At 35.6% G+C, this 21,160-nt stretch carries 13 protein-coding genes and 1 pseudogene; 9 read left to right on the forward strand and 5 right to left on the reverse strand.

Translation table 11 applies throughout. The features are described 5' to 3' along the window. Positions 1–5: 5 nt before the first annotated feature. The 3 genes from P8625_RS14465 to bglX all read left to right on the forward strand — a co-directional run bounded on the left by P8625_RS14465 (position 6) and on the right by bglX (position 4,593). Complete coding sequence (locus P8625_RS14465) at positions 6–1,385, forward strand: short-chain fatty acid transporter (RefSeq protein ID WP_279651146.1); 1,380 nt, start codon at positions 6–8, stop codon at positions 1,383–1,385. A 92-nt stretch (positions 1,386–1,477) separates the two neighbouring features. Beyond that, positions 1,478–2,101: a leucyl/phenylalanyl-tRNA--protein transferase gene (aat, locus tag P8625_RS14470; RefSeq protein ID WP_279651147.1), complete on the forward strand. Its 624-nt coding sequence runs from the start codon at positions 1,478–1,480 to the stop codon at positions 2,099–2,101. Positions 2,102–2,304: 203 nt separating this feature from the next. Further along, positions 2,305–4,593, forward strand: a complete 2,289-nt coding sequence (bglX, locus tag P8625_RS14475) for a beta-glucosidase BglX (RefSeq protein WP_279651148.1) — start codon at positions 2,305–2,307, stop codon at positions 4,591–4,593. A 22-nt stretch (positions 4,594–4,615) separates the two neighbouring features. On the opposite strand, the gene P8625_RS14480 is transcribed toward bglX, so the two are convergent. Both P8625_RS14480 and P8625_RS14485 read right to left on the reverse strand, forming a co-directional pair. Then, on the reverse strand, positions 4,616–5,032 hold the full coding sequence (locus tag P8625_RS14480; RefSeq protein ID WP_279651149.1) for a hypothetical protein: 417 nt from the start codon (positions 5,030–5,032) through the stop codon (positions 4,616–4,618). A gap of 351 nt (positions 5,033–5,383) precedes the next feature. Beyond that, a complete protein-coding gene (locus P8625_RS14485; protein ID WP_279651150.1) occupies positions 5,384–7,339 on the reverse strand; it encodes a YgiQ family radical SAM protein in 1,956 nt (651 codons plus the stop codon). Positions 7,340–7,622: 283 nt separating this feature from the next. On the opposite strand from P8625_RS14485, the gene P8625_RS14490 reads away from it, so the two are divergent. The 4 genes and pseudogenes from P8625_RS14490 to P8625_RS14505 all read left to right on the forward strand — a co-directional run bounded on the left by P8625_RS14490 (position 7,623) and on the right by P8625_RS14505 (position 13,434). Next, a complete protein-coding gene (locus tag P8625_RS14490) occupies positions 7,623–10,124 on the forward strand; it encodes a zinc-dependent metalloprotease (RefSeq protein WP_279651151.1) in 2,502 nt (833 codons plus the stop codon). Positions 10,125–10,200: 76 nt separating this feature from the next. After that, positions 10,201–12,122 (forward strand): annotated as a pseudogene (locus P8625_RS14495) (CocE/NonD family hydrolase). Positions 12,123–12,241: 119 nt separating this feature from the next. Beyond that, on the forward strand, positions 12,242–12,571 hold the full coding sequence (locus tag P8625_RS14500) for a hypothetical protein (protein ID WP_279651152.1): 330 nt from the start codon (positions 12,242–12,244) through the stop codon (positions 12,569–12,571). 185 nt (positions 12,572–12,756) lie between these two features. After that, positions 12,757–13,434 carry a hypothetical protein gene (locus P8625_RS14505; protein ID WP_279651153.1) on the forward strand — a complete coding sequence of 226 codons (678 nt, stop codon included), beginning with the start codon at positions 12,757–12,759 and terminating at the stop codon, positions 13,432–13,434. A gap of 79 nt (positions 13,435–13,513) precedes the next feature. Here the strand turns inward: P8625_RS14505 and P8625_RS14510 are convergent, their stop codons facing one another. Then, positions 13,514–13,789 (reverse strand): transposase, encoded by a 276-nt coding sequence (locus P8625_RS14510; RefSeq protein WP_279651154.1) that lies wholly within the window; start codon positions 13,787–13,789, stop codon positions 13,514–13,516. A gap of 481 nt (positions 13,790–14,270) precedes the next feature. On the opposite strand from P8625_RS14510, the gene P8625_RS14515 reads away from it, so the two are divergent. Continuing rightward, the gene (locus P8625_RS14515; RefSeq protein WP_279651155.1) at positions 14,271–14,996 is read left to right on the forward strand and encodes a hypothetical protein; all 726 of its coding nucleotides are present in this window, start codon (positions 14,271–14,273) and stop codon (positions 14,994–14,996) included. Positions 14,997–15,457: 461 nt separating this feature from the next. Continuing rightward, entirely contained in the window at positions 15,458–16,504 is a 1,047-nt protein-coding gene (gene arsB, locus P8625_RS14520; RefSeq protein WP_279652972.1) for an ACR3 family arsenite efflux transporter, read from the forward strand. A gap of 529 nt (positions 16,505–17,033) precedes the next feature. Here arsB and P8625_RS14525 read toward each other — a convergent pair. After that, positions 17,034–17,453, reverse strand: coding sequence for a CBS domain-containing protein (locus tag P8625_RS14525; protein WP_279651156.1), 420 nt, complete (start codon positions 17,451–17,453; stop codon positions 17,034–17,036). Between the two features lie 223 nt (positions 17,454–17,676). Next, positions 17,677–21,126 (reverse strand): methylmalonyl-CoA mutase family protein, encoded by a 3,450-nt coding sequence (locus P8625_RS14530; RefSeq protein WP_279651157.1) that lies wholly within the window; start codon positions 21,124–21,126, stop codon positions 17,677–17,679. Positions 21,127–21,160: the final 34 nt, after the last annotated feature.

Here is a 21,160-nt window from a genome sequence, read left to right on the forward strand (position 1 = left end):
AGACCATGAAAATTACGCAGGTTATAGAACATGTTTTTAAAAAATATGTACCCTCACCCTTTACCATTGCTATTTTATTAACTCTTGTTACCCTTTTGCTAGCGTTGTTATTCACAAAACCAGCAGAAAGTTCAGTAGTAAACTACACTGTAGAAGTCCTACAATTTTGGGAAAACGGAATTTGGTCTGACGGATTGCTTGTTTTTGCCTATCAAATGATGTTAATTTTGGTGTTAGGACATGTGCTGGTGTTGAGTAAACCCGTAAGCAACTTAATTTTAAAAGTAACAAAATTCTGTACCAACACCGCAAACAGTGCTGCCATTGTAAGTAGCACTACCATGATGGTAGCTTTTTTTAATTGGGGGTTAGGACTCATCTTTGGTGCTTTATTGGCACGTAAAGTAGCAGAACATGCACAGCAACAGAATATCAAACTAAATTATCCGATTATTGGAGCAGCAGGTTATATGGGGTTGATGGTTTGGCACGGTGGAATTTCAGGGTCGGCACCGATAAAAATTAACGAGAGCGGACATATAAAAAGCATTATGGAATCAATTTCTTCGGATGAGGTGTTAGCTCAAATACCCGACGTGATTGATTATTCACAAACTATTTTTAGCTGGTGGAATTTGCTCATTTTTTTCGTGGTGGTTGCTGCCGTATCGGCAACGTTTTATTTCTTAGGAAAAAAAGCAAATCCTACTACCATTCATTTACCAGAATATCAAATGCATACCGATACGGCAGCAAGCACACAAGCAGAAAAACTAGATAGTTCTAAATGGTTGGCGTTTGCTTTCGGGGTTTTAATTTTACTAGCTTTTGGCTATCGTTATTGGGTCGATATTCAGCAGTTAAAAATCACACCTAACTTAATTAATTTTTTGATGTTAGGATTGGGTATCATCCTTCACGGAAGTTTTAAAAAATTCACCAATGCAGTAGGAGAATCGATTAGCGATGTATCGGGAATTCTCATTCAGTTTCCGTTATACTTCGGTATCATGGGCGTGATGAAAAGTACAGGAATGGTCACGTTAATTTCTGATTTTTTTGTGTCGATAGCAACGACTACAACATTGCCAATTTATACCTTTTTTAGTGCTGGCTTGGTCAATATTTTTGTGCCAAGCGGAGGAGGGCAGTGGGTCGTACAAGGACCTATAGTTGTAGAAAGTGCGTTACAATTAGGAGTTCCATTACCCAAAGCTATTATGGCATTGGCTTATGGAGACCAAATAACCAATATGTTACAACCATTTTGGGCATTACCGCTACTCGGAATAACAAAACTAAAAGCAAAAGAAATTTTACCCTACACATTAATTGCCATGGTGGTAGGAAGCACTATATATTTGTTGGGATTGTTAATTTTATAATATCATTACGAACGAAGAGATGAGTGAAGTAATCTTTTAAACAAGAGACTGCTTCGTACCTCGCAGTGACGACTTTTATTAAAACAGAGGATATGATTTGGCTTTCAGAAAAAATTGAATTTCCACCGTATGAGTTGGCTACCGATGATGGTTTGTTGGCCTTGGGTGGTGATTTGTCGGTTGAACGATTGGTGTATGCTTATCAACATGGAATTTTCCCTTGGTTTAACGAAGGTGAGCCAATTGTTTGGTACGCTCCATGGGAACGTATGGTCTTATTTCCTGAGGAAGTAAAAATATCAAAATCGATGAAACAAGTGCTTCGAAAGGGTGGTTTTACGATAACAGAAAACAAGGCTTTTGACGAGGTAATTTTTAATTGCCGACATATCAATCGTTTTGACCAACTCGGAACATGGATTACCGATGAAATGGAAGATGCCTACATTCATTTACACGACAAAGGCTATGCAACATCTGTTGAGGTATGGATCGACGACACACTAGTAGCTGGTTTGTACGGAGTAGATTTAGGTAACGGTGTGTTTTGTGGGGAGAGTATGTTTAGTAAAGTAAGCAATATGAGTAAAGTAGCATTTATTCACTTAGCGCAAAACGGAGGGTATAAACTTATCGATTGTCAAGTATATAACGATCATTTAGCAAGTTTAGGCGCAAGAGAAATTCCTAGAGAGAAATTTTTAGAATGGTTGTAATGCAGCTTTAGAGAATGATTGTGAATAAAAAACAAGCACTATCATGTACGTTTATTCATTGTAATTACCTAGATTTAATGGTTAGCATATAAGATTTAAAGTATGTAAACTAACTTAAAAGTGTTGCTGTATACAATTAAAATCATGACAACATTGTACTGAAAAATCATACTTCGTATATTGGCATTTTATAAAACAATACAATGTCAAGATTTAACTACCCCATTTTCTCATTTCTAGTACTATTTTCTGTACTTTTTTTCAACTGTAAAAAAAACACGGTTTCAACAAAAGACACAACCTTTGCTAAGGCAGATTCTATTTTGTCTTTAATGACTTTAGACGAAAAAATCGGACAATTAAATCAGTTGTCTGGCTACGAAGAGCTTACCGGGAACATCGCTAATGAAGACGGACAATTAAGTCGGACGGAAATGATTAAAAAAGGAATGATTGGTTCATTTCTAAACGTAATAGGTGCTGAAAAAACGTACCAAGTTCAGAAACTAGCTGTAGAAGAAAGTCGTTTGGGTATTCCGCTTATTTTTGGATATGATGTGGTTCATGGCTTTCAAACCATGTTTCCTGTTCCTTTAGCTATGGCAGCTTCTTGGGATGCTGAAGTAGTTAAAAGCGCTTCTAGCGTCGCAGCAACAGAAACCGCTGCTGCTGGGGTGCATTGGACATTTGCACCTATGGTTGATGTCTCTAGAGATGCTCGATGGGGTAGGGCAATGGAAGGCTTTGGTGAAGATACCTATTTAACCTCTAAAATGGCGTATGCAGCAGTAAAAGGATTTCAAGGAGACGATTTAAGTAGTCGAACTACTATTGCCTCGTGTGCAAAGCATTTTGCGGCTTATGGCTTTATTGAATCCGGGAGAGAATACAACAGTGTTAGTATTGATGATGCAACGCTGCACGATGTCGTTTTCCCACCATTTAAAGCTTGTGTAGATGCTGGAATAGCTACTTTTATGAATGCTTTTAATACCGTAAACGGGGTTCCTGCTACAGGAAGTGCTTTTTTACAAAGAGATATTTTAAAAGGCGAGTGGAACTTCGATGGGTTTGTCTTGTCTGATTGGGCATCTATAGGAGAAATAGTGACGCATGGTGCTGCTAAAGACAAAAAAGAGGCTGCTAAAATAGCTATCAAAGCGGGTTGCGATATGGATATGCAATCCATTTCTTATAGCAATCATCTAAAAGAATTGGTTAATGAGGGCTTAGTAGAAGAGGCACTTATAGACGATGCCGTGAGAAGAATTTTGAATGTTAAATTACAATTAGGCTTATTTGACGACCCTTATAAATATTGCAACGTAGATTTTGAAAAACAAGTCATAGGTTCTCAAGATCATAAAAATGTAGCTCGTGATGCAGCGCGAAAATCAATAGTATTGTTGAAAAATACTGACAATATTCTTCCGCTTTCAAAAACAAGTAAAATAGCGGTCATTGGTCCTTTTGGAAATGATACGGATTCTCCTTTGGGAAGCTGGAGAGCTCAGGCAAAAACCAATAGTGCGGTATCTATCTATGAAGGAATTAAAAACAAAAGTATAAATCCGGAAGACGTAAGTTTTGCAAAGGGCTGTGACCTCACGGTTGATGGAACACATTTTATATATCATTTAAAATTTAACACTAAGGATAAATCAGGTTTTGGTAAAGCTGTTAAAACAGCCTCAAAAGCTGATGTGGTGTTACTTGCTATTGGTGAAAATGCCTTTGAAAGTGGTGAAGGAAGAAGCAAAACCGATATCAAATTAAAAGGATTGCAGGAAGAATTGTTAGACGAAATACTGAAGGTAAATAAGAATGTAGTGGTATTGCTTTCTAATGGTAGAGCAATGGATATTTCTGAACTTTCTAAAAAAGTTCCTGGGCTGTTGGTAACTTGGCAGTTGGGGTCTGAGTCTGGTAATGCGATTGCAGATGTTGTTTTCGGAGATTACAATCCATCTGCAAAATTACCAATTTCTTTTCCTCGCAATATTGGTCAAGTTCCTGTGTATTATAATACATTGAGTACAGGAAGGCCTGTACAAGAAGGAGGGAATGTTTTTTATTCTCACTATACCGATTCCGAAAAAACACCATTGTACCCTTTTGGCTACGGACTTAGTTATACTTCTTTTGAGTATTCAGACCTAAAGGTAAGCACTCAAGGAAAAGGAGCCGATGTAAAAATTACTGTAAGTTGTACTGTGAGTAATACAGGAAATTTAGATGGAGAAGAGGTGGTGCAATTGTATATTAACGATCCTGTTGCCAGTCGCTCAAGACCCGTAAAGGAATTAAAAGGATTTAAAAAAGTGTTGATTGCTAAAGGAGCTTCCGAAACGATTCAGTTTGAACTTAGTGCCCAAGATCTTGCGTTTTGGACTTTGAACAACAAAAAAGAAATGGAGCCAGGTTTATTTCATGTGTATGTAGGACCGAACTCGCAAACAGGGTTAACAGATACGTTTGAAGTAAGTAAATAGATTTTGATGTGAGGAATGTTTATCATTCTTCATTCAATAATTTTTGAAACCTCCAATCTGCAACTTTTCTAATTCTCATCATGCTGTTAGCAATTTCAGAATTGTATGAGCATCTAGACTCGTGAAAACCAATCCAGTTTGGAAAATGTTTTTTAGCCATTTCAAAAATTTGTTTGTCAAAACTATAAGAACGCATCACTCCTACATCGTTTTTAGACCCCACAACTAATGTCATTCTATGATGAATTACATATTTAAAAGCATTAACCAGATTATGATTTCTAAGTTCCCATAAGCCTTCATCTTCCCAAATAAAAGCTCCTGAAAAACCTTCGTATTCCATTTTAGGATTTGTGTTTTTTGAATTTGTAGGTAGTACCTCTTTATTCCTTATAAAAGTTATCCAAATCCATGTTTTTAGAACAAAATTTTTTATCATTAAATGGTTTTATAAGATTAATGAATAATTTTTTTTGTATACCGTCAGTTCGAGTGATTTTTAAGAATAGTAATGAATTAAAAATTGTACTGCGGTAGAGCTATCGAGAACTATGCTATGACTTCTCTGGACAAGATTATTTTCATTTTATTCAACTAAATTTACTCGAAGAGACAATAGACCTAAATGCGAAATAATAAACCATAAATCGTATGAGTTCCAAAGAAATATAGGATTCAGTGTAGAAACACCATGGTTAATTCGCTTAAAAAAAGGAACAGCATTGCATAGAAATTAAAAATACTGAAATGAACTGTAGTAAAATCCGCCTAGCAGCGGATTTTTTTATTCTTATCGTCTCTTCTTTTTAAAACCTTTATTTTTTCTTCTCGAAGGTTTTGTATTCTTATTATATGTTACCGTATCATCGAACGTATTCTTAGCTTTACCTGCTTTGTTCTTGCGCCACGAAGTATCTTCAGGCAACAATTTTTTCAATAAATCGGTACGTCCAACTTTGCTTAACGTGTCTTTTATCCATTGCTTGTTTTCCTTTTTATACCAAAAGAAAAATCGATGCTGGTCTTCCTTCTCCTTCTTCGTTTTCGGAGTTTTTACTTCTTTTAACGTATACGGATGGTATCCGCTATAATAAATCACTGTAGCCACCGTCATGGGTGTTGGTGTAAACCCTTGCACCTGTTCTAACTGAAAGCCCATATCTTTCGTTTCTGCCGCCAAATTTGCCATGTCTTCTGCCTCACAAGCTGGGTGACTTGATATAAAATACGGAATTAACTGTAATTTTAGCTTCTTTTTGATATTAATACGGTCAAAGCGTTCTTTAAATAAATGAAAATACTTAAACGACGGTTTACGCATCAATTTCAATACAGGATCAGAAGTATGTTCAGGGGCTACTTTCAATCGACCAGAAACATGCTTTGTCATCACCTCTTCTGTATACGCATCTAACTCTTTCGGGTCGGCATTTTTATTAAATTCGGGTACCAACATATCGTGTCGAATACCACTACCAATAAACGATTTTTTAACCTTCGGATGCGCATCAACTGCCTGATATAATTCGGTTAACGGTTTATGTGACGTATCTAAATTACTACAAATTACAGGCGAAATACACGAAGGCGCTACACACTTATCGCAAATTGCCTGCACCTTTCCTTTCATTTTATACATATTGGCAGAAGGTCCGCCAATATCTGATAAATACCCTTTAAAATCATCCATCTGCGCCACCTGATCTACTTCTTTTAAAATAGATTCTTGACTTCTGCTGGCAATAAACTTTCCTTGATGTGCAGAGATGGTACAAAAACTACATCCTCCAAAACATCCGCGGTGGATATTGATAGAGAATTTAATCATTTCAAACGCAGGAATAGGGCCACGCTTGTTATATTTTGGATGCGGTAATCGTGTATAAGGCAAATCGAATGAGGCATCAATTTCTTCTTCTGTCATGGTTGGAAAAGGCGGATTGATCATCAGCTTTTTATCTCCCACTTTTTGAAAAATACGACGTGCTTGTAATTTATTTGATTCTTGTTCTATAATTTTAAAGTTAGCAGCATACGCCTTCTTGTCTTTCAAACAGGTCTCGTGCGAACTAATTTCTACATCGTCCCAATTCTTGTTTTTCGGAACTTTTTCACCTTCCTCTAATAAAACAGCGGTCTGCTTAATTGTTTTTAGACTCGAAAACGGCACCCCTTTTTGCAACAATTCTACAATTTCACGTAAAGGTTGCTCACCCATTCCATACACCAACATATCTGCTTTAGAGGTCTCTAAAATGGTAGGTAATAGTTTGTCTGACCAATAATCGTAATGCGTTACACGACGCAACGAAGCTTCAATTCCGCCGATAAGCACCGGAACATCAGGAAACTTTTCTTTTAAAATTTTCGAGTATACTGAAGTAGCGTAATCGGGTCTAAACCCTTTATCTCCATTGGGTGTGTAGGCATCTTTATCACGACGACGTTTGCTAGCCGTGTAATTACTCACCATGGGGTCCATACAACCACCTGTAACCGCAAAAAATAATTTGGGAGTACCTAGCTTTTCAAAATCTTGCAAGTTATCATGCACGCTAGGTTGCGGCACAATAGCCACACGCAAGCCGTAACTTTCTAAAATACGTCCTATCACAGCAGGACCAAATGACGGATGATCTACATAAGCATCTCCACTGAATAAGATAACATCTAATGCATCCCATCCTCGTAACTTTACCTCCTTATTTGTAGTCGGTAACCAATCTGAAAGTCGTCTAATTCTCATGCCGCTGCAAAGGTACGGGGTTTTATTTACATTACAATGCAGTAAAAAGCTGAAAACTACATGATAAATGCATCTAACAGAAAAAGAAAAATGTGGTAAATAAAGGGTTTAAAAAAGTACGAAAAAAAATAAACAATAAAAAAACTACTAAGTTATTACCGGATATGAATTATAAACTGCTTCGCTTCTTGTTTTATATTAACTTCTCTTTAACAAATAATTAAGAGACTACCGAACGAAGTTTTGGTAAATTCCGCCCTTATTTATTCAATTAATTTTTACAATGACCACCAAAAAAATAATTTCAACTATTTTAGTGGTATTTCTTGCTTTAGGTTTTTCTTTGAATGCAGACGCACAACGAAAGAAGAAAAAAGATACCAAAGAAGAAACTACTTCTAAAAAAGAAAAACCTAAAAAAGGCGAAATCCAACCTTATGAAAAGGTCGTAACCAAAAAACACACCACAGACGAAGGTTTGTTTAAAGTGCATTCGAAAGATGCCAACTATTTATTTGAAATTCCAGATTCACTACTCAACCGCGAAATGCTGATGGTAACCAGAATTGCCAAAACCGCTAGTGGTATTGGTTTTGGTGGCGGAAAACAAAATACACAAGTACTACGTTGGGTAAAAAACAAAAAACAAATTTTGTTAAAAGTAGTTTCTCACAATGTGGTTGCAGATACCATTTTACCGGTACACGAGGCTGTAGTCAACTCTAATTTTGAGCCTATTTTGTATGCTTTTCCTATCAAAGCGTTCAGCAAGGATTCCACAGCGACCGTTATAGATGCGAGTCCGCTTTTTGAAGAGGATGTAAAAGCTATTGCCTTTCCTGAGAGAAGCAGAAAACGTTACAAGATTACTAAAATGGATAAAAAGAGGTCGTATATTGACCGAATTAGCAGTTATCCTCAAAACATCGAAGTTCGAAATGTAAAAACATACATTGCAGGAAATCCGCCTTCAAATTCAAGTGTAGGTTCAGTAACCATGGAATTGAGTAACTCGATGATTTTACTACCGAAAACCCCTATGAAAAGGCGTTATTTCGACGAACGTGTAGGATGGTTTACCAGCTCTCAAACCGATTATGGTTTAGACGCTCAAAAAAGTAAATCGGTTACCTATTTAGATAGATGGCGTTTAGAAGTAAAAGAGGAGGATATAGAAAAATTTAAAAGAGGAGAGTTGGTAGAGCCGAAAAAGCAAATTGTATATTATATTGACAGAGCCACTCCAGAAAAATGGCGGACATACATCAAACAAGGTATTGAAGATTGGCAAGTTGCTTTTGAAGCTGCTGGATTTAAAAATGCCATCATTGCTAAAGATGCACCTACCAAAGAAGAAGACCCCGATTGGAGTCCGGAAGACGTGCGCTACTCGGTGGTTCGTTATTTAGCTTCTCCAATTCCCAATGCCAATGGACCTCATGTGAGCGACCCTCGTTCAGGAGAAATTTTAGAATCTGATATCAATTGGTACCACAACGTAATGACCTTATTACACAACTGGTATTTTGTACAAACGGCAGCTATCAATCCAGAAGCGAGAAAGAATCAATTTAAAGATGAAATTATGGGGCGTCTCATTCGTTTTGTTTCTTCTCACGAAGTAGGGCATACTATCGGACTACCTCATAACATGGGAAGTTCTGTTGCGTATCCTGTAGACTCTTTACGTTCTGCTGAATTTACTAAAAAGAATGGAACTGCTCCTTCTATTATGGATTATGCGCGTTTTAACTATGTAGCGCAACCAGAAGATAAAGGTGTTGCTTTGATGCCTAATATTGGACCTTATGATAAATATGCCATCAATTGGGGATACAGACCTATTTTAGAAAAATCAGCTGAAGATGAAAAAACAATCTTACATCAATGGATTAAAGAAAAGGCTGGAGACCCTGTGTACAGATTCGGACACCAACAAGTTCGTAATATTATCGACCCGAGTTCTCAAACAGAAGATTTAGGAGACGATGCCATGAAAGCCAGTGCTTATGGTATTGAAAACTTACAACGTATTGTACCTCGCTTAGAAGAATGGACTACCGAAGACGGTGAAACCTATGAAGAGTTAAAAAATATGTACGGACAAGTCGTTGGACAGTTTAATAGATATATGGGGCACGTAAGTTCAAACATTGGTGGTGTATATGAGTATTTTAAAACAGCCGATCAAGATGGGGCTGTATATACGCACGTTCCGAAAGAACATCAAAAAAGAGCGTTACAATTTGTAAACGACGAATTGTTTACGACTCCCACTTGGTTAATTGATGAAAACATCATCAGTAAAACACAACACTCAGGAATTATTGAACGTATTAGAAGTTTACAAGTACAAACCTTAAATAGAGTTTTAAAAACGGGAAGGTTAATGCGCATGATTGAGAATGAAACTTTAAACGGAACGAAAGCCTATACGCTAGTTGACATGATGAATGACCTGCGCAAAGGTATTTGGAGCGAGGTTTATACGAATAAAACCATAGATCCGTACCGTAGAAACTTACAACGTGCACATTTAGACAGATTGGACTTTTTATTAAACAAAGCGAAAGATCAAGAAGCAGCTAAAAGTGACCGAGGTTATTTTAAACAGACAGCCGTTACCATAAACCAATCAGATATTAAACCTGTGGTAAGAGGAGAACTAAAACGCTTGCAAAGAGATATTAAGCGAAGTATTCCTTCCGCTCGTAATACCATAACTCGCTATCATTTACAAGATGCGGCAGATAGAATAGATACTATTCTAAACCCAAACAACTAAACTAATTCAAATAACAGCAATCTAATCGATTGCTGTTATTTTTTTACATTTACTTTTTTATCTACAAAAAGCCACCATGAAAAAAACCGTAGTTCTATTATTTATTATTGCCGTTTCATTTGCCAGTTGCACAAAAAAAACAGCCACAAAAAAAGGGGATGTCGCTGAAAATACCTATGTTAAAGACCATTATACAAAAAAAGAGATCGCTATCGAAATGAGAGATGGTATCAAACTCCACACTACCATATACTCACCAAAAGACACCAGTAAAACCTACCCTATTTTACTACAACGCACTCCGTATAGTTGTCAACCTTATGGAGAAAATGAATTCAGAAAAAAATTGGTCCGAACCCCATTTTAATGAAAGAAGGGAATATAATCGTATATCAAGATGTTCGCGGACGTTGGATGAGCGAAGGCGTATACGATAATATGCGTGCTTATATTCCGAATAAAACAGCAACACAAACCGATGAAACCACCGATACCTATGATACGATAGATTGGCTCGTGAACCATGTACCCAATAACAATGGTAAAGTGGGTACTTGGGGAATTTCCTATCCGGGTCATTACGCTACTGTTTCGACTATTGATGCGCACCCTGCTTTAAAAGCTGCTTCACCACAAGCTTGTATTGGAGATTTCTTTTTTGACGATTTTCATCATAACGGCGCTTTCTTATTAAGCTACTTTAAGGCAATTTCGTTATTCGGAACCTACAAAGACCAACCCACCGATTCTGCTTGGTACTCGTTTCCTGATATGAAAACGCAAGACCAATATCAGTTTTTTTTAGACAAAGGCCCCTTAAAAAACTTAAACGACTATTTTCAGTACGAAAAATTAGACACCAAAGTTACCGACACCAAAGAACGTATTGATGATTTCTTTTGGAAAGAAATTGTAGAACATCCTAATTACGACTCGGTATGGCAAAGCAAAGGAATCATTCAGCATTTAGATAAAGTACCTTCAACCGTAGCAACCATGATTGTTGGTGGGTGGTTTGATGCGGAAGACTTGTACGGACCGCTAGAAACCTATAAAGGCATTGAAAAGAATCAACCAAACAACTACAATACCTTGGTTTTTGGACCTTGGGATCACGGCGGATGGTCGAGAAATAAAGTCGCTACCAAAGTAGGTAACTACTATTTTGGAGATTCTATCTCGTTAAACTACCAAAAAGAAGTAGAAACCAAATTCTTCAATCACTTTTTAAAGGGTGATGGTACTAAAAACTCAGGATTACCCGAAGCCTATGTGTTTGATACGGGTAAAAAGTCATGGAAATCATACGATATATGGCCGCCAAAAAATGCACAAAAACAAACATTTTTCCTTTCAGAAAACCAAGAATTAACAGCAACTCAAAAAGGAAACAATAAGGTAAGTTTTATTAGTGATGTGAAGCGACCTGTGCCCTATTCAGAAGATATTAAAACCGTGTTTACGCCACGTAAATACATGACCGACGATCAGCGTTTTGCGGCTCGTAGACCCGATGTATTGGTCTTTGAAACTGAGGTGTTAACCGAAGAGTTGACCCTTGCTGGAGATATATTGGCAAAACTACAAGTAGCCACCACGGGTACTGCTGCCGATTGGATTGTAAAGGTGGTGGATGTACACCCACACGACTTAAAAAACGATCACAAAGAAATGCAGCCACACTTAAAACTAAGCAACTATCATTTAATGGTGCGTAGTGAGGTAATGCGTGGGCGTTTTAGAAATAGCTTTTCACATCCCGAACCATTTACACCGAATAAAAAAACAGCCGTGAATATTAAACTACAAGATGTTTTTCATACGTTTAAAAAAGGACACAAAGTGCAAATACAAGTACAAAGCACGTGGTTTCCTTTAATTGATTTGAATCCGCAAACCTATGTAGACAATATTTACAAAGCAGACGAAAAAGATTTTAAAATACAAACGCACTCGGTATTTACCGATTCGAGTATTGAGTTTACGGTGTTAAAGTAATGGTAGCTATACTAGGAAGTTGTTACAAAGTACAAGACAATTATAAAAATTTAATCTATTGTTTATCAATATTTTAAACTCTTTTAAGGTTTATAGAGCTTTTTTGGAAGTATACGGAAATGTCCATATATTTACGTGTTACCACACATTTGAAAAAAACAAACTTTATGAATGATAACGAAATATTTGACCAATTAAATAATCCTGAATTTAGACTTAATACATCTAAATTATTATGGGAATTACATAAAACTAACATATATAACAGTTATTATTTATCGGAAATATTAAAAGAACAACTTGAAATAAAAGAATTACTAAAAGGAAACACAGGACAAGAAGCCGAAAGTAACGTGGAATCAAAATTCTCTGAATTAAACTCAAAGTTTCAGGATTTTCTGAAAGAGGATTTAACCGACGATTTGAATTTCTTATCTTCTGACGATTAATACTATTTTCTATTTGTTTTTTGTTATTTTCATAATAATTGATTTTAAAATTAATAATCTGACCAAAGCAAAGCCCTACTGTTAATTGCGACTGACCTTTGGAACGTGAAATAAAAAACGTGTGGTAACAAACTATAACCACCATTAAAACGGATGGTTATACAAACCGTTAGCCATAATTAAGAATGACCAGAACTTACATAATATTTTTCCTTCTATTAATCGGATGTAAGTCTGATAAAAAAGAGGACTATTATTCTGAAGAGAAAAACGAAATTGAACGTATCGAATTTAATCTTCCGAATTTTGAAAAATGGACCGAATCCTACTCAGATGAATCAGTAAAATTATATTTTGATGATTTATCAGTTTCTGATAAAATGGAAACCGTTGGAGTTTATTTAAATAATTATACGCTTGCAAAAAAAGACAGTCTAGATGTTCTCGATTTTGAAGATTATGCAGTTTTTATGATTAATAAAAATGAGCAAAAATGGAAATTGACTGGAAACGATTTAGAAAGATTATTTAGAGTTCAAAAAATGAAAACTGGAACTATTAATGTTGACAGATTGGAAGCTCTAAAAAAAGTATATTCTGACACAACTTTTTTACATTCTGAAAAGCCGATAGTTATTGAGGAATACAGACCCAATGAAAACATATTATCTGCTTTAAAATTAATAAAGCCTTACTATGATGACCACGAAATTATAGTGGTGTATGTATACAATTTAATTCTTATAAATAACCACCTTGTTTATGGTGGATATTATTTAGACTTAAATGGAAATGAATCACTTGAAAAGGCAAAAGAAATGAATGACATAATAATGACTAAATTTCTTGAATCGAATAAATAACTATGGCTAACAATGGTAGCTGATGCACAACCCCCAAATTTTAAAAAAATAGAATTCATTTTAAAGCTATGTAAGGGCTTTATTTAGAACGAAGCCAAAATTTTAACTCCTTATTTTGCTTTTTTTCTGAGCTTAAAACGAAATTCATTAAGTGATATTGTACATTTTTTAACCAAAACACAAAAGCAACCGTTTTCGCCTCAGTTTTAGTAGGTTTACCCAAGAATTTTAATAGTTTTTTAATGTTGTATGCAACCGCTGCCATGAGCATGCACTTATTCGCCCCATCGATACCCCTAACATTAACTTTGCGCAAGCCCATATACTGTGTGAGAGTTCCAAAAGAAGGTCCCATAATTTAATCTACGATAAAATTTTTCTTGGAGTATATACACACTCAAATGAAAGGAAGTTAACAGTTTTTCTTGATACGTTTTTTTTGTCTTGCATGATTAAAAATACGATTTATATATTTGATATAAAACAACTTAACATAAAAAAACTTTTATATTGCAAAAAATAAATCGTATATTGGGGTTGTGCAGCAGGCACAATGGCTATAAGTAATTGCTTGTTCTCGCCTACTTGCTAAAGTCCTCGCGGATTTTCTATTCGGTTTGTATTTGCTAAATTAGGTGCTTAAAAAACGTAACGAAACCATAGCCTGCGTTGTAATTAATTAAACACAACGAAAACATAAGGTTAAAGACCTTCATCTTTTGGATATATGACAAATGGAAGCATAAAAATAATTGAAATGATGATTGTACAGGTACAGTCAGAATTAACCGAGCAAGACTTAAAATTGAAGTAGATTTAATAAAAGAATAATTATAATGAGAAAATTAATTTATAGAGCTTTTTTCCTCGCCTTAATAGGAATAATTATGACTGGTTGTCAAAAAGAAGATTTCCAAGAATACACAAAGATTGAAAAAAATGACTCTGGCATAGCAGATGAAGATTTAAACCAGCAGGAATTTAGATACAGTTATGAAGTTGTCATTGAAGGTGAAGTTAAAGGTACTTATGTAAAGTATCTGGTAAGTTCTAATGATGAAGATGTTGCAAATTCTATGGTCAATGAATTAAAAAATTCTTCATTAAACTTGTTGGATGAAATTAATTTCATGAAAGATATTAATAAATCAGATCAAATAGGTAAACAAACAAATTACCAAGAGGCTCCTTATGATTCTCAAAAAGGTATACATCTTTTTGAAATAGAAAGAAATATTGGTGATTATAAAGGTTATGGAGTTGTAGTTCCAGAAAAATTGGAAAAAAGCGGTTACCTTAACTCATATTCAACGATTACAATACAAGCAACTGCATCTGGAATATACGTTAGAAATCTCTGGTTTTATCCAAACCATAATTATCACTATTTAAGCGATGGTACGCCAGGTTGGAATTTTGATAGAATGAGCACTTTAAGTTACTATCAGGATGACACATTTACCAGTGGAGGTTACACTCAACATTATATGGTTATTATTCCTAGCTATATCAATCAATCGTTTCAGTACAATAACAGAATATACTGGAGTGTTTGGCCATAGAAAATCAGACTCATAACAACGGCTCCTGTTGAAAAGTAATTCTTAGTTTTACGGATATTAAAATACTATTTTGTTTTTAGATTAACACATGTCTTTTCGGTTTAATCACTTGACAATTTTCAATAATTAGATAGACTCGGAATCGCTTTGGCTGGGGATCAGGACAGGTATATATGTGATTGATTTTTAAAGATCGAAAAGAACTTGTATTATTTGTTATAATTAATAACTAGCGTATTAACCAGCTCTTTAAAGACGAACTTTATCTTAACTAACCCATAGAAAGCGTGGCACTGGCAAAAAGAGCTACTTGTTTTGTCCCCTATAAAACACATAGAGTATGTCCGTCTGGAATACACAACATACATATACCGTGACCAAAAAGCTGAAAAATACAATCAAACAAGTATAAAAATTACGACTGAATTGTTTTACATTTGCCTATATATAGAGTTGTAAAAATGGCGAAAAAAAAATTGAGTTTTCTTGACAGGAATCTGACTTTGTGGATATTTATAACCATGGCTATTGGAGTTGGAATTGGATATTTTGTCCCTACATTTCCTAACTACATAAATTCATTTAGTAGTGGAACAACGAATATTCCTATTGCAATAGGCTTAATATTGATGATGTATCCTCCTTTAGCAAAAGTCAACTATGCCCTTTTACCAAAAGTTTTCAGAAACACAAAAATCCTATCTATTTCACTTATTCTAAATTGGATAATAGGTCCTGTTTTAATGTTTGTTCTAGCAATTACATTTTTACGTGATTATCCAGAATATATGGTCGGACTAATTTTGATTGGTTTGGCACGTTGTATTGCAATGGTTTTGGTATGGAATGATCTTGCCGAAGGAAGTAGCGAATATGGAGCTGGTTTGGTCGCCTTAAATAGTATTTTTCAAGTGTTTGCGTATAGTTTTTATGCGTGGATTTTTATCACTGTTCTTCCGCCTTTTTTTGGATTTGAAGGCGCTATTGTAGATGTTTCAATCGGAGCAATTGCTGAAAGTGTAGCTATTTATTTAGGTATTCCATTTGTAATGGGAATATTGAGCAGACTTATTTTAGTAAAAATGAAAGGAGAGGAATGGTATACAAAGAAATTCATTCCTGCAATTTCGCCAATAACATTAATTGCTCTGTTATTTACAATCCTGATTATGTTCTCTCTGAAAGGAGAGTTGATTGTGGAAATTCCAATGGATGTTCTAATTATTGCAGTTCCCTTACTCATCTATTTTGCGTTAATGTTTATTATCGGATTTTTCTTTACCAAAGCAACAGGAGCAGAATACGACAAGACAGCCTCAGTTGCTTTTACGGCAGCAGGAAATAATTTCGAATTGGCTATTGCAGTTGCTATTGCAGTTTTCGGACTAAATTCAGGTCAAGCATTTGCAGGAGTAATTGGGCCATTAGTTGAAGTACCTGCGTTGATTTTATTGGTTCGTGTTTCTTTTTGGTTAAGAAAAAAATACTACAAAAAACCTAACGCCTAAAGCCACTAGGTAACACTAGATTACCTATAAATCTTTGTTTTTTATCTTTATATAAAGTAAACAAACCTATTTTTCTGAATGTGCCTTGTGGGTACGCTTCACATAAACTGTTTTTTGCTAAACTTGAGTTTTTCGTGAAATGCTATGTATATACGGGATATTGTTAAATTAAAAAGCTGTATGATTTAGAATATACAGCTTTTAATTTTTTAGTTTGGTCCACAAAAAACCTCGTTCATACAAATGTAACCTGGAGGAAGCGGTTCACATAAAATGCACATTATGTAAGTCCATCCACCTTGAATAGATTTTTGCTCTGACTTATTCAGAACTGAGCCTAAATTTGAAATGTTTTTTAGCATAATTGAAAAATTTAGAATTTCTCTAAAAATAAATTGTAAAAAATAAACTGATTCAAAAAAAGACGTAATAAAAGTATGGTATTTCCGTAATTTTTATTGGAAACAATCCAAAAAGCTAGGGCAAGAATAGATAATCTTGCCCTAACTTTACAAGGAATTTATAAAAACTAAAATTGCTCTACTAAATAGGCAATTAAATCGGTTGTAGTTACAATACCAACCAACTCATTATTGTCAACAACAGGTAATGCATGAAACTCTTTTTTTGCTAAAACCTCAGCCACTTCTTTAATTGTTGTATTAGAACTAACTGTTACCAAATTTTTTGCCATTACTTGTTCAATACTAAACATGTTATATACGATTGTATCTACATCTGTCTCTTCTTCATCAACTGCATCGGCAAAACTGATACGCAGTAAATCGGTGTAACTTAACATTCCTTTTATTTCATTTCCACTTACTATAGGAATGTGTCTTATATGCTCTTTTCTAAATAATTTCTCTGCAGTTATCAGATCATCTGTACTACTTAACGTAATTAGATTTCTAGTCATAATAGTTGAAATCGGTGTTCTTTTTTTCATGTTTGGTATGGTTTTTTATTATTATCTATTTCAAATTTCAACAATAAAAACAAGTAAAACACTGATTAAAATCATACTTTTTCTCCTATCTTATTGCTATCTTCATATATAGGTGTTTGGCTGTTTTATAAAAATATTGGGTTGTTGATTTTAAGCAGTTTTATAAACAAAAAACCTCCACAAAAAGTGAAGGTTTAACTATTTATTAGTGAATATCGGTTGCTTACATATTTCGTCTGTATTGCCCGCCCACTTCAAACAAAGCTGAGGTGATTTGACCTAACGAACATACTTTGGTAGCGTCCATTAATTTTTCAAAAATATTTTCATTTTGAATGGCGGCTTCTTGAATCTTAGCAAGCTCTTGCACTACTTTATCTTTGTGAGCCTCGTTAAGGCTTTCTTTTGTTTTGATTTGGAATTGTTTTTCCTCTTCTGTTGCTCGAATTACTTCTTGTGGGGTAACCGTTGGAGACCCTTTTGAACTTAAGAAGGTATTTACCCCAATAATTGGAAACTCACCTGTATGTTTTAAGGTTTCGTAATACAAACTCTCTTCTTGAATTTTAGAACGTTGGTACATGGTTTCCATCGCTCCTAAAACCCCACCACGCTCGGTAATTCTGTCGAATTCGGTTAATACCGCTTCTTCTACCAAATCAGTCAATTCTTCAATAATAAAAGACCCTTGAATTGGATTCTCGTTTTTCGCCAATCCTAATTCTTTGTTGATGATTAACTGAATTGCCATGGCACGACGTACCGATTCTTCCGTAGGTGTGGTAATCGCCTCGTCGTATGCGTTGGTATGTAGCGAGTTACAGTTGTCGTAAATTGCATACAACGCTTGTAAGGTGGTACGGATATCATTAAAGTCAATTTCTTGGGCGTGTAACGAACGTCCAGACGTTTGAATATGATATTTTAACATCTGCGCTCTTGGGTTTGCCCCGTATTTATGTTTTAAGGCTTTTGCCCAAATTTTACGAGCCACACGACCAATAACGGCATATTCAGGGTCGATACCATTCGAGAAGAAGAACGATAAGTTCGGTCCGAACTTATTAATATCCATTCCTCTAGATAAATAGTATTCTACATAGGTAAATCCGTTTGCTAAGGTTAACGCCAATTGTGTAATCGGGTTCGCACCCGCTTCAGCAATATGATATCCAGAAATAGATACTGAATAAAAATTACGAACATTTTTCTCAATAAAATATTCTTGTACATCGCCCATTAAACGCAAAGCAAATTCGGTAGAGAAAATACAGGTGTTTTGCGCTTGGTCTTCTTTTAAAATATCTGCCTGAACGGTACCACGCACTTGTGCTAGGGTAGCTGCCTTAATTTCAGCATACACGTTGGCAGGTAAAATTTGATCGCCTGTAACACCTAGTAATAACAAACCTAATCCGTCGTTACCTTCAGGAAGTTCTCCATTATATCTGGGTCTGTCAATACCTTTGTTGTCGTATAATTCTTTAAGTTTAGCCTCAACCTTTTTCTCTAGTTTGTGTTCTTTGATGTATTTTTCACAATTCTGGTCGATGGCAGCATTCATAAAGAATCCTAACAACATCGGAGCAGGCCCGTTAATCGTCATAGAAACTGAAGTCATGGCATGACTTAAATCGAAACCAGAGTATAATTTTTTAGCATCGTCTAAACAACAGATGGACACTCCCGCATTTCCGATTTTACCATAAATATCGGGTCTGTACCCTGGGTCGTTACCGTATAAGGTAACCGAATCGAAAGCAGTAGATAAACGCTTTGCTGGCATACCTAAACTTACGTAGTGAAAACGACGGTTGGTACGTTCAGGACCACCTTCGCCCGCAAACATTCGGGTAGGGTCTTCTCCGGTACGTTTAAATGGATACAATCCTGCGGTATACGGAAATTCACCAGGAACATTTTCTTGTAAATTCCAACGAAGCAAATCTCCCCAAGCTTGGTATTTTGGTAAAGCTACTTTCGGAATTTGCGTATGTGAAAGCGACTCTGTATGTGTTGCTATCTTAATTTCTTTATCACGTACTTTAAACGTATAAATAGGGTCTTTGTATTTTTTTACGGTCTCTTGCCAGTTTAAAATAACTTCCCAGTTATGAGGGTCAAGATTTAATTTTACTTTGTCAAATTGAGCAATTAATAATTTTATGAATGGTAGCTCTTCTTCTTGAACTTGTTGCTGAATTTCCTCTTGATTGAGTCCTGATTTATCTAAAAAAGATTGCTTCGTTTCACTCGCAATGACAGAAAGGATGGTTTGATAGATTCCGTATAACTTCTGAGCTACTTTTTCTTGCGCATCAACCTTTTTATCGTAAGCACGGTTATTTTCTGAAATCTCTGATAAATAACGGGTTCTACTTGGTGGAATGACATAAATCTTTTCAGACATTTCTTTGGTAATTTCAAAAGTAGAAGGTAAATCAGCTCCTGTTTTTTCAACCAAGGTATCCATAATCGCTTTGTATAGCGAGTTCATACCTGGGTCGTTGAATTGAGAGGCAATGGTGCCAAATACAGGCATATCATCCATGTGAACATCCCACAAGTTGTTGTTACGCATGTATTGTTTTTTTACATCGCGTAAAGCATCTAAAGCACCTCTCTTGTCAAATTTGTTAATCGCTACCAAATCGGCAAAATCAAGCATATCGATTTTTTCTAACTGTGTTGCAGCCCCAAATTCTGGAGTCATTACATACAACGAAGTATCAGAATGTTCGATAATCTCGGTATCAGATTGTCCGATACCTGAAGTTTCTAAAATGATTAGATCGAATTCCGCAGCTTTTAAAACTTCAACCGCTTCATTTACGTGTTTTGATAGGGCTAAGTTCGATTGACGTGTTGCTAACGAACGCATGTACACACGCTCATTATTAATAGCATTCATACGAATACGGTCTCCTAACAACGCACCTCCTGTTTTTCTTTTAGAAGGGTCTACAGAAATTAATCCGATGGTTTTTTCAGGAAAATCGAGTAAAAAACGACGTACTAGCTCATCTACCAAACTCGATTTACCAGCACCACCCGTACCCGTAATTCCTAAAACTGGAGTAGAAGCTCCTTCTGATTTTCCTACAGTAGAAAATAATTTGTTAAACTCTTCATGCTGATTTTCAGCAAAAGAAATTAACCTCGCAATGGTATTTACATTTTTATCTTTTAAAGCTGTTTCTATATCCTTTCCTTCGGGAAGGTATAAGGATGGACTCGGAAAGTCGGATTGTGCAACCAGATCGTTAATCATTCCTTGTAAGCCCATTTCTCTACCATCATCAGGAGAGTAAATACGTGTAATTCCATAATCCATCAATTCTTTGATTTCCTCAGGAAGAATTACACCACCGCCGCCGCCAAATATTTTAATATGTCCTGCTCCTTTTTCTTGCAATAAATCGTACATGTACTTAAAGTACTCATTATGCCCACCTTGATACGACGTCATCGCAATGGCATTGGCATCTTCTTGAATAGCACAGTTTACTACTTCTTCCACGCTTCTGTCATGTCCTAAGTGAATTACTTCAACACCAGTAGCTTGAATAATTCGGCGCATGATATTAATGGCAGCATCGTGTCCATCAAATAAAGAAGCCGCAGTTACAATGCGTACTTTGTGTTTGGGTTTATAGGGAGTTATTTGTTCCATTCGTAAATTGTCTTGATTTTCGGGTACGCAATTT

The organism is Tenacibaculum tangerinum (genome assembly GCF_029853675.1).
Lineage (GTDB): Bacteria > Bacteroidota > Bacteroidia > Flavobacteriales > Flavobacteriaceae > Polaribacter > Polaribacter tangerinum_A.